Here is a 16,695-nt window from a genome sequence, read left to right on the forward strand (position 1 = left end):
TGTTTAAAAGTAGAATCGTGTTCCAATCAACAGGATCTCATCCACGTCAGAGATTGAATACGTTCCTACCAAGGTGAATACGTCGATGAAGTTCAAGAAGATACCTCCTCCATAACTTGCATGCCAACGATCGGAATTCTCATTGTCTTCCCACACCCTCGCGACGTCTGAATGTCCGACCACACCCACCTTGAAAGGTACAATGTAGTTCTTGACATTGAACAAGTTAACACGTAGGTCCAGGTTATTGTATGAACTTGTTCTACCAGAGAAGCGATTACGTTGCACTCCGCGGAAATTTTGGAATCCATTGAGGAACGCTGCTTGGAAGAACGCGTAATCTCCGAAATTATGTTCTCCTCCCACTCGGAAATTCAAAGATGCTTTGTTTCTCAAGAAGGAAATCGGGATGTAGAAGCGAGCTTCAGACGAAACCTTCACATAAGAAACATTGTCATTCGTCATGCTACTGTTAGCGAACGCTCCGGCCATGAAATACACGCCACGCTTAGAGAAATTGATCACTTCCGTGTTCTCATAAACGTACTCAAAACCTCCTCCTACGAAGTCTTGTCCTTGGTATTCCCATGGGTTCACTTCATCTAAGGGTCCGTCGAGCACATCGGCATATTGATATCCTAAGCTGAACTGAAGGTATTGAGAACGACTCTTAGAGGTGAAACGCAAGCTCGCTTGCCCTTGGAAATCGTTCATTCGAACTTGGTTGTTCTCGATCTCTTGATTCTCAACCTGGGTCTCGTTCCCTGCTCCAAAGTACTGGAAGACCAATGGCTGCGTTAATTCCAGCTTTCCTGCGAGGTCTGCTTTCCCGAAGACATCCACGTACTGGAACTGATAATCAATGTTATATCCTTCGGATCCAAAGGCGTAGTGTGCCGTTAGCTTGTGCTCTTGCGCAAATGGCGACTTCTTAAAGCCTTGTTTCACGAGTCTAAACCCAGGACCTATGTAGAAGCCATCATTCGGGTTAAATCCAAGAGAAGCAGAAGGTGCAAGCACATTGGTCTTGTAGTCTTTTCGATCATAATCCATCGGATCAATCTCGTCGGCTACGACCATCTTCGCTTCTTTACCGAATTCGATTTCGTTGTTCCCTTCTACTTCGTAGATACGCGTCATTTTCTTCAAGCCACGCACCTTCGATTTGTCTTCGATATGATCACTCTGGTCTCCGGCGATAATGCGAATCAGAATACTCTCATCCACCTTCCCTTTGATCTTGTACTCATCGTTTCCTTCGATTCCATAGAGTCTGATTTCTTTAGTCTCGTCTGGGTAGAAGATGCGGTGGTAGTACTGCTTCTTTTCTTTCTTCTTCCCTTTCTTTCTAGGGTAGACATTCACCTCCACTGACCCATCGTCATGGCGCTTTACGTCGAAGTAGTCGTCTTTCAAGGTTCCTGCAATACTCACTTCTTTGGCTAGAATCTCGTAGTACTCTTCAGCAAATTCGACCAAGTTGGCTCTTCGTGCTTTTAATACTTCGATGATTTCTTCTCCATTCACTTCAAACCCTTCGGGTGGAAGATCTGCAAAGGCGGCAGCGATCACCTCATCAGTGACATTCTCCTGTAAGTACTTGGCAGCGGCGATGAAGTCTTCACGAGAGGCTTCCACCAAGAAAGAGCGATCGAAGTAGCGCGCGTTGAAATTCTGCCCAATCATATCGCGAATCTCTTCACGGAATGGCTGGAATTTTCTGATGGTCCACTTACGATTTGCCAAGTTCAAGAATAAGCCATCAAACTGGAAAAAGGCCTGGTCACGATCTCGAGGGATGGCGCGGTAGTAGGTGTATTTCCCTTCTTTGAATACGCCCCATCTCCACTGGTCGTCGTGACGATCCCAATCTCCGATCAAGACATCGAACAGACGTGCTTTGACCATATACTCTTTGTCAACCACGTGCGTATAGTGATCATGCATCTCTTCGATGGCTTCGTGGTAGTTGATCACTTCTTCTGAGTTCCCGAATGAATCAGCGTCGCTCATGTCGTCATTCGGACGTTCTTCAAATAAGCAGAACATTCCGCCAAACTCCTCTTGATAGTCACCTAAAATTGGATCATCTGGAAGGTAGACCAGCGTTGGGTTACTGTGGTACACCCCTGCTGCCGACGACAATTTTGGGATCACTACAGAAGCATAAGGGTGCGAACCAGCCATACCATCATAGATAATGTCTTGGGCCAAGGTTCCTCTCAAGTTCTTCGCTGTCAAGAAGGTTGAATTCTTCTTGATTCCACGCAAGACGTATTGCTTGCCATCTCCTCCTTGCATGCGCAACGATAACGTTTGCATCCCTCCTCCTTTCTTGATCGGAGTGAGTCCGCCATGAACGTAATGGATATCGAGGTAAGGAACCTTTACCGGAGTACACCATAGGTCTCTGTTCAAATCTCCAAAGAAGACACGTTTGAGGCCGCTTGCGTCGAAGCTACTATCTGGTACTACTGTGGCGAACTGCCCTTCGTAAGACACCTTCTCCACTTCGGCGATAGCCTTCACCCCCACCAAATCACGCTGAAACAACATCTTACGGAAGGCAAGCGTCTCCTGGCGCGTTTCCACGTTAGTGGTATAAAACTCAACCCAAACTTCACCGTTATCGTAGACATTGATCTTTGAATAACCACGCTCTTCAGCACCAAACTGAATCTGGTTGTCATACTTGAGGTGGGTGACTTTGCTACCCGCACCACTTACGATGTGATGGATATTGTTCTTTGAAACATACTGGAGATTGTGTTCGTGTCCAGCTACATAAGTCACGTTCTCGTACTCGTTCATTGCTGACAATAGCTGATCACGCATCTCCCAATACACCGGGTGAGCGATGTCTTGCGGATGCCCAAAAAACTTGCGGTACAGCGGGTAAATACTACCGATGACTGGTAATGGAATGTAGGCCTTGTCAGCCACAGCCGTCAAAGGAAACAAGTGGTCTTTCACTTCGAAATGGCCACCATGATGTCCATTGCTGTACAAGGGATGATGCCCTGCTACGATCACGTGCTGATTGCGGTACTTCTTCAATAGATCTTTGAACTGAACCATGAGCTCAGACGCATTGCGCACATCACAACCATCTTTCTCTCCGCTCGGACGTTCAAATTCATGCAGCCACCATTGAGTATCAATGATGATCAGAACCACTCCAGGAGCCAACTTAATATCTTCTGGTCCCGGACAACCGTGACTTGGAAGGAATACGTTGCCTTTATCGAGGTACTCTTGAACGTACTTCTCTTGGCGCTTTACATGCTTCCAACCTCCAGAACCCTGACGGTCCCAATCGTGATTTCCTGGAATGACGAAAATGTCGCCTTCGAAGTATTTTACCGCGTCTAGCTGCACATTCAAACGTTCCTCGTCGAGCGGACGTTTTTTGCTCTTCTTCTTGTGCATACCTTCAGGGTAGATGTTGTCTCCCAGAAGAATGACACCAGAACGATCAGCTGGAGCCGCATCAAGTTGATCTTGAAGTCGATCCATCACTGGAGTAGAGTAAGCCGTGTCTCCTCCTGCATCTCCAACGAGGTAGAAAGAATAAACCAACTCAGATGTTGGTAGCGGCGTGTCTTCCCATCCGCGTTCAGCGCGTTGGTAGAACATGTCTTGCTTCGCACATGAAGCAAGTAAGATGACCGTAAGAATGAGCAGAATTCTATTCATGATTGGTCTTCATTTCGAGGTGGACAATGGTTGGGGTATCATCGCCTTGTTCGTTGGCGATGTACATTTTCCCGTCCGGAGCGAAGGTGATCCCTTCGGGCTGCGGATAGATATAAGGATCCAGTGGTGAAATCTGCTTAAAGATTCCTTTCTCAGAGATGACCAGAATCGATTTCGAAACCGAACTCAAGATGTAAATCTCTCCTGTCAACGGATGGATGGCGATTCCCGAGGCTTTGAACTCTGGATCAAATCGTGCTTTGTCAAGTTTCATCAATGGCTTTTCTTCGAAGGCATTCTTCTCAATTGAAAAAGCATAGATGTATTGATGATCGCGTTTCTTCTTGTTTCCATGCTGCTTGCAAGCGACTAGGAGTCTTTGATTCTTCGCATCAAAACACAAGCCTTCGAACTCTGAGGTTTTGTTTCCTTCAAACTCGAAGTGCTCTGCCTTCTCTCCATCGACCGATAGAAAGATATCTCCATCACTGCGAAGAATGTAGCTCTTGTTGCCAATGCGAGCGATTCCTTCGAAGTCATCGTTATGTCCGAAATCGAACTTGTCTTCAATGACTCCTGAGTACGGATCAATCGTATAGATATTGGCCTTTTCGTCTTGAATGCAAATGAGCTTATCTCCACCAATCCACTGCAGACCCGACACCTCTTGGAGTGTGTGTCCGAGCGTAACTACTTCTGAAGGTCGGTTATAATCGTACGGACCTTGCGTTGCAGGAGGAGTGCAGCTAGTTAGTGCCAGTAGGCAGCCGGTGATAACGTTAGGCAACCACATCGAATTCATTCTTCACTTTAAAGATTTCAACTATCTTCTTCTTTCCTTTCAACTCAATATGTCCGCCGGTGACGAACTCATAAGGAGATTCTTCATGCATCACGCTATGCAGATCAGAACTCACCAGGAGATGTGATTCGAACACATTGCATTGCTCTTGGATGCGTGAGGTGGTGTTGAGCGTATCGCCATGGTAGGTTATTTCACGTTTGATTGTTCCGACTTCAGAAATAATCGCCGGCCCCACATGTGCTCCTGCTTTGAATTCTGGAACTAAGCCGTAGTTCTCGATGTAATAGTCCTTACGCGAGTTAATTCTTCTCTGGAACTCAAGGAAAGCGGGAATGATGCGTCCGAAATTCTTCTTCTTCTTTGCTGACCAACTCAGTACTACCTCATCACCAACGTATTGGTATACGGCAGCGTGGTACTGGTCAACCACTGCTAAATCTTGGAAGCTATCTCGCAGCAACTTGCTGTATTGGAAATGTCCAAGCTTCTCAGCAATTGTAGTGGATCCTTTGAGGTCAATAAACATGAAGATGCGATCCTCCTCACGAGGATTGTAGAATCGTCCAAGGATGAATTTCCAGAGATTTCCAGGACCAAGTTTTCGATCAATTTCAATAAGAATTCGAGAAATGATCATCGCAGAGAAGAGCTGTATCATACTAATCGCCAGCTCGGCTCGATTTACTCGCATGGTATCTCCTCCAGTTAGATGTTCGAAATATCGATGGATCACCGTATCAAACAAATAAACGAAAGCCAACATCAACCCGAAGTTCACCAAAAACGTAGAAAGCAGAGTCAAGAGGAACGATCTGGCATGCATGATTCTCGGAATGACATAAAGGTCAGTCAAAGAAAGTAGTGCTGAAATCGCTGCCGAAGCAACGATCATTGCTGTAGCATAGAATGGAAAACGCTGCCCAATCTCGAGATAAGAAAATTCTAGTGGCTCTATCCCATAAGCTCTTAAGACACCGTTTCTGGTGATGAAGAACACTGTATTGGAAAGTACCAATACAATGAAGTAGATGACGAAGTTTCGTTTGAACTGTCGTCTATTAACCCCGCTCATAAGCTTTAATTACATCAAACATTTGGCGCTGAGATGAGTGCTTTTTCCTTCCCTTCAAATAGGTATTGGTCATGACGTCTCGTCCTTTGACATTATCACTCAACTGAAGCTCCATTTCTTTGAGAAGCAATTGTTTCATTGCCTCATTGGTAATTGGGAAAGCGACCTCTACGCGATGTGAAAGATTCCGCGTCATCCAATCTGCAGATGCCAAGTAAACCTCAGGCTTACCGTTATTATTGAAGTGGAAGATGCGTGTATGTTCCAAGAAGCCATCGACTACACTCACCACCTTGATGTTCTTCTTTTGAGCATCATTGAGCGGCGTGTAGCAGCAAATTCCTCTTACGATCATATTGATTTTCACTCCGGCGTCGGCGGCGCTTCGGATAGCATTGATCATTTCCGGGTCTTCCAAGCTGTTGACCTTGATTTGCATCGAAGCGTCTTTCCCTTTGCTCGCTAGATCAATCTCTCGTTGGATCTTTTCTAGCATTTGCGAGCGCAAGTTAAATGGTGAGCATAGCAACGCCGCCGGCTTAACTTTCTTTTTGTCTCCCTTCAAGAAATCGAAAAGTTGGTCAAGATCATCTGTCAATGCGTTGTCTGTAGTGAACAATGCATGGTCACCATAGATCTTGGCAGTTTTTTCGTTGAAGTTTCCTGTTCCGAAATAGGCGTAGCAGACTTCTTTATCTCCCTCTTTCCGCTTCGCGGCGAATACCTTAGCATGCACCTTCAGATCAGGGACGCCGTAGCGAACCGTTGCACCTGCTTGTTCTAGTCGCTCACCCCAATAGATGTTAGACTCTTCATCAAAACGGGCTTGCACTTCGTCAAGAACGAATACTTTCTTACCCATCATGGCCGCCTTCTCTAAGCTCTGGCAAATGGCTGATTCACGGGCAACACGATAAAGAGTGATATTGATTTCAGTGACATCAGGATCAGTGCATAGTTGATCAAGGTACTGTGTCACGTAATCGTATGGTTGGTAGGGAAAGCTCAAGAATACATCTTGCTTCTTCAGCAATTTCATCCAGTTCTTCTTTGACTCAAGCTTCGAACTCAAGATCAATTCAGGGTCATTACTCACTTCATCAGAAGGCTTCGGAAAGCCCATAAAGTCATAGAAGTTGTGGTAACGTCCACCTGGGATCAATCCGCTGGTTTCGATTTGAACCTTCTTTCGAAGGATATTCAAGTGGCGGTAAGGGATCTCTTGATCAAAAAGTAAGCGTGCTGGAAGACCGGTTTCTCGTTTCCCTACACTCTTCTTGATCTTCTTTACGATGTCTAGCTCCTGTTCCTCTTCGATGTAGAGTTCAGCATCGCGAGACACCTTGATGGCATAAACTTCAGCGTCTTTACCAAGGAGTTCTTTTATGTTGTATTTAACGATGTCATCGAGCTGGGCAATCTTTCTTCGTGAACCATTGTTGTGCAATTCAATGAAGCGTCCGTGACGTTCGTAGTCTAGATCAATTATCCATTGCTGGTCTTCCGTTACCGCATAGAGATAGACATGCTGGTTACGGAGTTCGATTCGGTCTTCCTTGGTGATGTCTTTGAATACCACATCCTTTTTCAACTTCTCATCGAAGATTGAACGCATGTTTCGTTTATCGGTGCGTGTGTAATCGCCATTTCCAGCCAGCAGGATTCCGCGTTCAGCGTACATCGGAAGAATCTCGTCGACAAAGACCTTCCCAAGCCGTTCTTGTTGGCGATCGACGATTTCACTCACTTCATTCAAGACGAAAGAAGGTTTGAAACCGAATTTGTTCTTCTTGTCTCCTTTGAACTTCTGAGCGAAGCGGTGGCTCGCCACGCGTACTTTATAGAATTCTTCAAGGTTGGATGAGTAGATCGCCAAGAATTTCATGCGATCTGTCAAGGCGTTGTTCTTGTCTTCAGCCTCTTGAATAATACGTTCATTGAATGCTAGCCAACTAAGGTCTCTATCCTGGTACATGGTTGTCCGATTGGTATAGTAAAGCGAAAGGTATTCTAGATCAAAGTAACGAATTCGCTTTCAAGTCGGATAACACAAATTGCGGGAGTGGTAACACTTCTTTGGTAGACGGTGGACGGTGGACTGTGGACGGGGGGAGTTGGTTTTTGGTTGTTAGTTCTTAGTCTTTGGTATCAGACTACGAACCATGGACCACGAACCACGGACTACGAACCACGAACTACGAAAACACCCAACCTTCCCCCCTAATCCTAGTCTCTAGTCCCTAGTCTCTCGACTACCAAGCAAAATAAGGTGAATCCGCTCTGCGTTAAGGAAACAAACCAACTAGACTCAGTCATGAAAACGCTTAGAAGCCTGACCTTCATGGTCACACTGCTCGGCTTCTCTACCACCCTGTTTTCACAACAACAAACCGTCGGACTACGTTTCGGGGATCTCACGGGCATCAGTTACACTCGCGGTGATGATCGTGGAGCTTGGGAAGTTAATTTGGGGAGAACTTACCTCAAATACCACAACCGAAAACGCAGTACAGAATTCGATCAATGGTTAGAGGATCAAACCTTCTGGCAGGAGGCGAATGCAGATCCGTCGTATGAAGCGGTGTTGCTTCGAAGTGATATTGAACCTGAACTGGCACTTCAAGTTCGAAGACTTTTTCGTGGGTTCGTAGTAGACCCTCGAACCAATTCTGCCACTCGCATGAGTTGGTATGCAGGAGGTGGTGCGCAATTGCGCTATGAGCGATACTCCTATATCGTCTATGAGATCAAACCGAGTCCAGTGCCTGAATCAGAGCGTTACATTCAGGTGATCAATGACCCCTCTCACTACTTAGGCCTTGGTATGGACGTTACGGCTGGGCTAGACTACGCTTTGATGCAATTCCCATTTGTTGTATTCCTTGATTTCTCGATGTACAACCGTATTTCAAACTTCTCCTTTGAGCCTATTGCTCATGCTGGTTTTGGTGCTCGATATGTATTCCGACAGGGATAACGCAATTATCCTCCTATCTTGAGTTGTCGTTCTATGATAAGACGATCGCAACTCAACGCAAATGGAAACAGCCAAACAAGCCGGAGAAATCACCTGGGAGATTCTCAAGATCATTGGTGAGATTGTCTGGAATAACCTCCCCACATTCATGTTGTGGGTGTTTATCGGATTCATCGTTGGCGTGGTTCTAGGGATTGTGACCGTGCGTTATTGTAGAAAGAAAGGTGTGTATTCACGTCCGGTAACCAAGAAGATTGGTAAAGTGCTGAACTTCATGTACTCGCCGATCATGTTCCTGTGCGTGCTATTCCTGAGCTTGACTTTTTTCACTTACGTGGGAACCAAGAAAGTCGTTCGAAACGAGATTCACCATGGTGTGGATGTCTCGATGAACCTGCTCGGAGAGTACTTAGTTGAAGATGACGAAACGAGAAGACTCCTATACGAGCGAGCCAACTTCATCCTTCAGAGCGGAGCCTATGTCAAGGAGCTGAATCACACGATGGCCGAAGCTGCTATTGAGGCTTCCAGCGAAGCTGAAGGTAATGGATGGCTGGTAACCCAATTCGCCAAGTTTGTGTTGGTTGATGATATTGAAGAAAATCTTCTTGAATACGAAAAGGGTGTCTCCTACTACTTTGCCATGAAAACCCTAGACAAGGCTGGAGTGGGTGAAAGTCTAATGATCGAATACGAGACCTTCGAGGCTGCCTTTGATGCCTGGCTAGAGGCTGATTTCGCGGCCGACGTTCAAGAACTAGAAGACACCATCACCGACTACTGTTGTGGATTTATCAACCCATATATCCTCGGGTTCTTTGTTCCTTTCTTGCTCTTCACCTTCTTCATTTTTGCGATTCCGTTGCTGCATTACTTCATTGCGATGAGGATGTTGAAGAAGAGTGAGGCGGGGTTGGAATCATTATAAAAACTTCAATTGACCGAAGATGACAACTACAAATACAGTTGAATCACCTCTGGCCAGTTCAAGACTAAATCGACGTTGCTCGTCTCGCTCAATTATTAATAAAAATTTCGATGATTATCTCTTCCCCTTTATATTCCCTAACCAGAAAACACATCTCTTTAGCCTCCTGCAAATGAAAACTAAACTTTATATCAAGCACATGGTCTGTCCAAGATGCATAGAAACTGTTAGGGAGCTCCTTCACGATTTGAAGATTGAGATCGCATACATACAACTAGGTGAAGTAGTCACGTTACATGTATTGAATAAGGAAGAAAAGCAAGTCATCCAAAACCAATTATCCCAGAGAGGTTTTGAACTTCTTGAAGACAAGACTTCGAAACTGATAGGACAAATAAAATCCATAATTATCGGCGCGATTCACCATTCCCAAGAACCCTTTGTAGGCAATTATTCTGAGCTCTTGAGCAACCAACTCCATCACGACTACAGCTACTTAAGTCGTCAATTTTCATCTGTAGAAGGCATCACCATTGAGAAGTTTGTGCTTTCTCAAAAGATTGAAAAGGTCAAGGAGCTACTTTTTTACGGTGAGTTGACCCTATCAGAAATTGCCTTTCAACTCAACTACAGCAGTTTGGCTCACCTTTCATCTCAATTCAAAAAAGAAACTGGAATGACCCCAACGGAATTTAAGAAGCAGCGAAAGCCTAGACACCGTTCACTGGATTCCATTTAGTCAAAATTCTGAAACATATTCACCGAATTTCATAACACAAACCTTTGGCTTCCTAACGACCTTTGTTGTATGGAAAAACAATACAACATATCTGGAATGACTTGTGAAGGATGCGTATTCAAAGTCAAAAAGACCTTGGAAGCTATCCCGGAAGTGAAATCTGCCCAGGTTCAACTAAAGGCCCCACAAGGAACTCTTGTTTTGCTAAAAGAAATCCCTGTTGGATTATTGAATAACAAACTAAGCAGAGTAGGCAACTACACCATTGAAAAAACAGTTCCTTTATCAAATATCGAAATAGTCCTACCGGAGAAGTCCATCAATACCTATAAACCACTTATACTTATCGTTGCGTTTATCTCCGGAGTGAGCTTTTTGGCTCAATATCCCTTTGAAGCATTTTCTGGTATGCTTTGGATGAGACATTTCATGGCAGGTTTTTTTATTGTCTTCGCATTCTTTAAGTTCCTAAATCTTGAAGGCTTTGCTAACTCCTACCGGAAGTATGATATTGTAGCTGCAAAGCGGAAAGAATGGGGATACATTTACCCATTTGTCGAATTAGCTCTTGGTATTTTATACCTACTTAATTTTGCTCCATTTGAAACCAACCTAGCCACCGTCATCGTTCTCGGAATAAGCAGCATTGGCGTAATAAAAAGCAACTTGGATATGCAAAAAATTAAATGTGCCTGCCTGGGTGATGTCTTTAATCTGCCTATGAGTACCGTTACGATTGTAGAGAATTTGACAATGGTAGGCATGGCAACATTGATGCTTTATATCCTGTAAACATGTCAGTACTCTGAAAAAAAGTTAGAATTATGTAACAACTGATAAGAATCAATGCCCTAAATTCGGATTGATGACACGCATCATGTTCGAATAAAATCCAATCGGTTAATTTTACTTTACCAAGAATGTAAAATGAAGAAAGTCTTAGCCATATTCCTGTCGGTGCTGATGCTTACATCTAATGTAGGCATCACACTTGCTACGCACTACTGCGGAGGAAAGGCGGTCAAGACCAGTATCATGTTGGGACAGGAAGATTTGAGTTGCGGAATGACCGAAATGGAACCATACTGTGAAAAACACCATGAATCACCAACTATAACGTCAAAAAGCTGTTGTGAAAATCAGTATGTTCGGTTTGAGATTGAGGATGACTATAGAAGCTCGAGCATTGTTGAAATCCCATTACAAATTGGCTTTATAGCCGCGTTCATCATCGGCTACATTAATCTTTATTTTTTTGATGCTTCAACTGAAGCCGAGTATTTAAAATATTCTCCCCCCTTGCTGGATTTGGACATCCCTGTCTTCATTCAGTCATTTCTTCTTTAAACCAAATACCATTTCATGTGGCACCGCATAATACATCATGCAGTGCACGGAACAAATGCGTTCCAGAACTTAGTAATTATTTGTTGTAATGGTATGTTATGTTGAACAAAATCATCCGTTACTTTCTTGTAAACAAGTTAGTAACACTTTTAATCATCATCTTGTTTGTAGGATGGGGATTAGTAACCGCTCCCTTCAATTGGAAAATTGGGGCACTCCCCTCTGATCCGGTAGCGGTAGATGCAATCCCTGACATCGGAGAGAACCAGCAGATTGTGTTTACACAATGGATGGGTAGGTCTCCTCAAGACATCGAAGACCAGATCACCTATCCGCTCACTACTTCCCTGTTGGGTATTCCCGGAGTGAAGTCTATCCGAAGTTCTTCCATATTCGGATTCAGCAGCATCTACATCATTTTCAATGAGGACATTGACTTTTATTGGTCTCGTTCGCGGATAATGGAAAAACTAAATTCATTGCCTTCCGGTTTACTGCCCGATGGTGTGCAACCCTCATTGGGGCCGGATGCCACCGCTTTAGGACAGGTTTACTGGTACACATTGGAAGGGCGTGATAAAGACGGAAATCCCACCGGTGGGTGGGATTTACATGAGACACGTACCGTCCAGGATTTTTATGTAAAATACGGCTTAAATGCTGTGGATGGTGTTTCAGAGGTCGCGTCTATCGGTGGTTTTGTGCAGGAATACCAGGTAGATGTCAATCCGAATGCACTGAAAGTCTATGACATCCCCTTGCACAAGGTGATGATGGCTGTTAAGAAGTCTAACAAAGACGTAGGAGCCAAAACCATTGAGATCAACCAGGCCGAATACCTGGTAAGAGGATTGGGGTACATCAAGTCCATCGAAGATTTGGAGAAAGCGGTGGTCGCTGTTCACGATAATGTACCCATCCGCATTAAAGATATTGGGGTGGTAACATTGGGACCAGCTACCCGCCGAGGCTTGTTGGATAAAGACGGAGCTGAAGTAGTGGGTGGTGTGGTAGTAGCCCGTTACGGCTCCAACCCACTAAAAGTCATTAATAATGTAAAGGAAAAGATCAATGAGATTGCTCCAGGACTACCTAAGAAAACATTGGTCAATGGCGTCGAAAGCCAGCTCACCATTGTTCCTTTCTATGACCGTGCCCAACTTATCCATGAGACATTAGGTACACTAGAAGAAGCCCTTTCGCTGGAATTGCTCATTACCATTCTGGTGGTAATAGTGATGATGCTGAATCTACGGGCATCCATCTTAATTTCCAGCTTGTTACCTATAGCGGTACTCATGGTGTTCATCGCCATGCGCTACTTTGGCGTAGATGCGAACATTGTAGCACTATCTGGTATTGCCATCGCTATCGGTACAATGGTGGATTTAGGGATTGTGCTGTCTGAAAATATCATCAAGCATTTAAAAGAATCCCCACCTGGACAAAAACTCGTAGATACCATCTACAATGCAGCAGCCGAAGTAGGTTCAGCCATTTTAACTGCCGTAGGCACTACCATTGTGAGCTTCGTGCCAGTATTCACAATGGAAGCTGCCGAAGGAAAACTGTTCCGGCCACTGGCCTTTACCAAAACCTTTGCATTAATCGCTGCCCTTATTGTTGCCCTGATCATCCTGCCTACACTGGCGCACTGGGTATTTGGTATTAAAATCAATAAGAAAGCGAAACGAAAACTGTTCAATGCGCTGTTGCTTTTAGGTGGTTTAATAACTGCCGTTTGGGCAAGCGTTTGGGGAGGCGTTACCCTGATGGCTTTTGGAGCAGCCTGGTTTATTACCGAATACAGCCCGAAGCAAAACTTCTTTACCCGTAACCTGGCACTAATCGTTACAGTGGTTTCGGTAATCTGGTTATTGGCCAACTATTGGATGCCCTTGGGAGCAGGAAAGTCGCTCTTGTGGAACTTCATTTTCGTTGCCCTGATTGTATCAGTTATACTGGGTTTCTTCTATCTATTGGAAAGATACTATAAGCGCATACTGAACTGGTGTCTGGTCAATAAAAAGAAATTCCTATTGCTTCCTGCCTTTGTTATTCTTTGGGGAACGGTTATCTGGTTTGGTTTTAACAGTGTCTTTGGCTTCATCGCCAAAGGCATTGATAAGCTCGATGTCAACATCCGAACCACTTCGGTATGGTCAGGACTAACCCATGCCTTTCCCGGTGTTGGTAAAGAGTTTATGCCTTCGCTGGATGAAGGGAGTTTCCTGCTCATGCCAACCTCTATGCCTCATGCTGGAATCGAGCAGAACAAACGGGTGGTACAACAACTCGATATGCTGATGGCCAACATCCCGGAAGTGGAATTATCAGTCGGAAAAATGGGACGTGTAGAATCTGCCCTTGACCCTGCACCCATTTCCATGTATGAGAACATCATCAACTACAAACCCGAATACAAACTGAATAAAAAGGGGCACCGGGTGCGGTTCAAAGTAGATAACGATAACCGGTTCATTCTAACTTCCGGTGATACCCTGACCAATGAAGATGCGCTTGCGCAAGGCATCACGGAAGACGAACTGATTCCGGATGAATCCGGGCAATATTTCCGCAACTGGCGGTCTCATATCAAAAGTCCTGACGACATCTGGAACGAGATTGTAAAGGTGACCAACATACCAGGCGTAACCTCCGCACCTAAGTTGCAGCCCATTGAAACCCGACTTGTGATGCTCCAAACCGGTATGCGAGCACCAATGGGCATCAAAGTATTTGGCCCGGATTTAAAAACCATTGAGGACTTCGGGATGAAACTCGAAAACATCCTGAAAGAAGTGCCATCGGTAAAGAAAGAAGCCGTATTTGCCGACCGGATTGTAGGTAAACCCTACATCCATCTGAACATTAACCGGGATGCTATTGCAAGGTATGGCCTGCACATCGAAGACGTTCAGCAAACCATTGAAACCGCTATAGGAGGTATGAAAATTACCTCTACGGTGGAAGGCCGTGAGCGGTTCCCGGTTCGGGTGCGTTATCCAAGAGAGCTGCGGGATGATCCGGACGAACTGAAAAAGATATTCATTCCTACCCCTACCGATGTTCAGGTTCCATTAACCGAATTGGTGGATATAGAATACATAAAAGGCCCGCAAATGATAAAAAGTGAAAACACCTTTTTAGTGGGTTATGTCTTACTGGACAAAAATGACGGCTATGCAGAAGTAGATGTGGTGGAAGAAGCACAACGCTTCATTCAGAACAAAATAGACCAGGGAGAGCTGGTAGTACCTTCGGGAGTAAGCTACAAATTCTCCGGGAGTTATGAGAACCAGGTACGGGCAGAAAAACGACTTTCCATCATTGTGCCGGTGGTATTTGTTATCATCTTTTTAATACTCTATTTCCAGTTTAAATCCGTGAGCACTTCGCTAATGATCTTTACCGGAATCGCAATGGCTTTTAGCGGAGCTTTTGTGATGCTTTGGTTCTATGCACAGGATTGGTTCTTCAACTTCTCGGTATTTGGAACCAACATACGGGAGCTGTTCCAGATGTACCCCATTAATTTAAGTGTGGCTGTTTGGGTGGGATTTATTGCCCTCTTTGGAATTGCTACCGATGATGGTGTGCTGATGGGAACCTATCTCGACCAGAGCTTTGCAAAACACAAAACCACTAGCATCCCTGAAATACGAGCAGCAGTGGTCAAGGCCGGCCAACGAAGGATTAAACCGGCTATTATGACTTCTGCTACGACCATTATAGCACTATTACCGGTACTCACCTCCACAGGCCGGGGGGCTGACATTATGATACCGATGGCCATTCCCGCCTTTGGTGGAATGATAGTGGCTTCCATTACCTATTTCATCGTGCCGGTACTCTACTGCATGAGGGAAGAAAGAAAACTTAAAAAACAACAACCATGAGCACATTCAAAAAATACATCGTGAGCGTCCTGCTGGTGTGCGTGTCAGGTTTCTTGAATGCGCAAACCCTGGATGATTATTTAAAAGAAGCATCCGAGAACAATCCGGGCCTGAAAGCTAAGTATGCGGAATTTGAAGCTGCGATGCAACGGGTGGCGCAGGTCAATGCACTGCCGGATCCCAAACTGTCTTTTGGCTATTTCATTAGCCCAGTAGAAACAAGGGTCGGGCCACAACAGGCGAAATTTGGTTTATCCCAGATGTTTCCCTGGTTTGGCACACTGGCAGCCAAAGGAGAAATGGCAACACTTATGGCAGAAGCCAAATACCAGGTATTCCTGAATGCCAGAAATGAGCTGTATTACAAGGTAAAAGCAGCCTGGTATCCGTTGTATGAAGTCAATCGGACACTGCTATTGCAAGAAGAAAACAGGGACATCCTGTACACCTTCAAGCAATTGGCGACAACCGGTTTCAAGAACGATAAAGGAAGCATGGTGGACGTGATTCGGGTGGATATTATGATCGAGAACACCGAAACAGACATCAAGCTGTTGCAGGATAAAAAGATATCCCTGCTGACACGGTTCAATACCTTGCTCAATCGAGCGGATACCATTCAGGTGTCCGTACCGGATTCAATTCCTTTACTGCAAGTTGAAAACGGTTACAGAAAGGATAGCTTGCTCACCCAACACCCTATGCTGGAAGCACTCAACCTAAAAATGCAGTCGGTACAGACAAAGGAAGAAGTAGCTAAAAAAATGGGCTTACCGAGTTTTGGTGTCGGGCTGGATTATGTGATCGTAGGTGAAGGGCAAATGAATGTTCCTGATAACGGCAAAGATGTGGTGATGCCAATGGTAACCATGAGCCTGCCTATTTTCAGAGGGAAATACAAAGCTGCAGTTAAAGAAGCACAATTCACCCAGTCGGCTATTGCCTTATCCAAAGAGGACTTTGAAAACAACCTGGTCAGCTCCTATGAAATGGCTTGGTTTGAACTGGACAAAGCCTTAGAGCTTATAGAACTGTACAGGGCACAAAGTAATAAAACCGAACAGGCAATTGAACTATTGCTCACCGCATACAGCAATTCAGGAAAAGATTTTGAAGAAATCCTTCGGATGCAACAGGAATTGCTCAAATATCAAATAGCTGATGCTATTGCATTAAAAGACTACTACACCGCATTAGCCAAACTCGATTACTTAACGGCAAAATCTGAATGA

General features: G+C 44.8%; 11 protein-coding genes. 7 read left to right on the forward strand and 4 right to left on the reverse strand.

Going from position 1 to position 16,695, the window contains the following annotated elements; genetic code table 11:
- Positions 1-3: 3 nt before the first annotated feature.
- From RA156_RS09650 to ppk1, 4 genes are read right to left on the reverse strand one after another with little or no spacing between them, the layout of a single operon-like run.
- The gene (locus tag RA156_RS09650; protein ID WP_306639752.1) at positions 4-3,696 is read right to left on the reverse strand and encodes a metallophosphoesterase; all 3,693 of its coding nucleotides are present in this window, start codon (positions 3,694-3,696) and stop codon (positions 4-6) included.
- The gene (locus RA156_RS09655; RefSeq protein WP_306639753.1) at positions 3,689-4,498 is read right to left on the reverse strand and encodes an SdiA-regulated domain-containing protein; all 810 of its coding nucleotides are present in this window, start codon (positions 4,496-4,498) and stop codon (positions 3,689-3,691) included. The genes RA156_RS09650 and RA156_RS09655 overlap by 8 nt, the downstream gene beginning before the upstream one ends.
- Positions 4,476-5,573, reverse strand: a complete 1,098-nt coding sequence (locus RA156_RS09660; protein ID WP_306639754.1) for an adenylate/guanylate cyclase domain-containing protein — start codon at positions 5,571-5,573, stop codon at positions 4,476-4,478. Before RA156_RS09660 ends, RA156_RS09655 begins: the two co-directional genes overlap by 23 nt.
- On the reverse strand, positions 5,560-7,548 hold the full coding sequence (ppk1, locus tag RA156_RS09665; RefSeq protein WP_306639755.1) for a polyphosphate kinase 1: 1,989 nt from the start codon (positions 7,546-7,548) through the stop codon (positions 5,560-5,562). Before ppk1 ends, RA156_RS09660 begins: the two co-directional genes overlap by 14 nt.
- A gap of 339 nt (positions 7,549-7,887) precedes the next feature.
- Between ppk1 and RA156_RS09670 the strand changes: the two genes are divergently transcribed.
- The 7 genes from RA156_RS09670 to RA156_RS09700 all read left to right on the forward strand — a co-directional run bounded on the left by RA156_RS09670 (position 7,888) and on the right by RA156_RS09700 (position 16,695).
- Positions 7,888-8,550: a hypothetical protein gene (locus RA156_RS09670; protein WP_306639756.1), complete on the forward strand. Its 663-nt coding sequence runs from the start codon at positions 7,888-7,890 to the stop codon at positions 8,548-8,550.
- A gap of 61 nt (positions 8,551-8,611) precedes the next feature.
- Entirely contained in the window at positions 8,612-9,478 is an 867-nt protein-coding gene (locus tag RA156_RS09675; protein ID WP_306639757.1) for a hypothetical protein, read from the forward strand.
- A 172-nt stretch (positions 9,479-9,650) separates the two neighbouring features.
- Positions 9,651-10,217 (forward strand): helix-turn-helix domain-containing protein, encoded by a 567-nt coding sequence (locus RA156_RS09680; protein ID WP_306639758.1) that lies wholly within the window; start codon positions 9,651-9,653, stop codon positions 10,215-10,217.
- A 69-nt stretch (positions 10,218-10,286) separates the two neighbouring features.
- Positions 10,287-11,009: a heavy-metal-associated domain-containing protein gene (locus tag RA156_RS09685; protein ID WP_306639759.1), complete on the forward strand. Its 723-nt coding sequence runs from the start codon at positions 10,287-10,289 to the stop codon at positions 11,007-11,009.
- A gap of 135 nt (positions 11,010-11,144) precedes the next feature.
- Complete coding sequence (locus RA156_RS09690) at positions 11,145-11,564, forward strand: HYC_CC_PP family protein (protein ID WP_306639760.1); 420 nt, start codon at positions 11,145-11,147, stop codon at positions 11,562-11,564.
- Between the two features lie 98 nt (positions 11,565-11,662).
- The gene (locus RA156_RS09695) at positions 11,663-15,463 is read left to right on the forward strand and encodes an efflux RND transporter permease subunit (RefSeq protein WP_306639761.1); all 3,801 of its coding nucleotides are present in this window, start codon (positions 11,663-11,665) and stop codon (positions 15,461-15,463) included.
- Positions 15,460-16,695 (forward strand): TolC family protein, encoded by a 1,236-nt coding sequence (locus tag RA156_RS09700; RefSeq protein WP_306639762.1) that lies wholly within the window; start codon positions 15,460-15,462, stop codon positions 16,693-16,695. Before RA156_RS09695 ends, RA156_RS09700 begins: the two co-directional genes overlap by 4 nt.

This window comes from Sanyastnella coralliicola, assembly GCF_030845195.1.
GTDB lineage: Bacteria > Bacteroidota > Bacteroidia > Flavobacteriales_D > Sanyastnellaceae > Sanyastnella > Sanyastnella coralliicola.

Excerpts from the sequence above, each read along its gene's own strand:
- RA156_RS09675 (WP_306639757.1), top strand. The coding sequence starts at position 8,612 with ATGGAAACAGCCAAACAAGCCGGAGAAATCACCTGGGAGATTCTCAAG.
- RA156_RS09700 (WP_306639762.1), top strand. The coding sequence starts at position 15,460 with ATGAGCACATTCAAAAAATACATCGTGAGCGTCCTGCTGGTGTGCGTG.
- RA156_RS09685 (WP_306639759.1), top strand. The coding sequence starts at position 10,287 with ATGGAAAAACAATACAACATATCTGGAATGACTTGTGAAGGATGCGTA.
- RA156_RS09650 (WP_306639752.1), bottom strand. The coding sequence starts at position 3,696 with ATGAATAGAATTCTGCTCATTCTTACGGTCATCTTACTTGCTTCATGT.
- RA156_RS09695 (WP_306639761.1), top strand. The coding sequence starts at position 11,663 with ATGTTGAACAAAATCATCCGTTACTTTCTTGTAAACAAGTTAGTAACA.
- RA156_RS09670 (WP_306639756.1), top strand. The coding sequence starts at position 7,888 with ATGAAAACGCTTAGAAGCCTGACCTTCATGGTCACACTGCTCGGCTTC.
- RA156_RS09655 (WP_306639753.1), bottom strand. The coding sequence starts at position 4,498 with ATGAATTCGATGTGGTTGCCTAACGTTATCACCGGCTGCCTACTGGCA.
- ppk1 (WP_306639755.1), bottom strand. The coding sequence starts at position 7,548 with ATGTACCAGGATAGAGACCTTAGTTGGCTAGCATTCAATGAACGTATT.
- RA156_RS09690 (WP_306639760.1), top strand. The coding sequence starts at position 11,145 with ATGAAGAAAGTCTTAGCCATATTCCTGTCGGTGCTGATGCTTACATCT.
- RA156_RS09680 (WP_306639758.1), top strand. The coding sequence starts at position 9,651 with ATGAAAACTAAACTTTATATCAAGCACATGGTCTGTCCAAGATGCATA.
- RA156_RS09660 (WP_306639754.1), bottom strand. The coding sequence starts at position 5,573 with ATGAGCGGGGTTAATAGACGACAGTTCAAACGAAACTTCGTCATCTAC.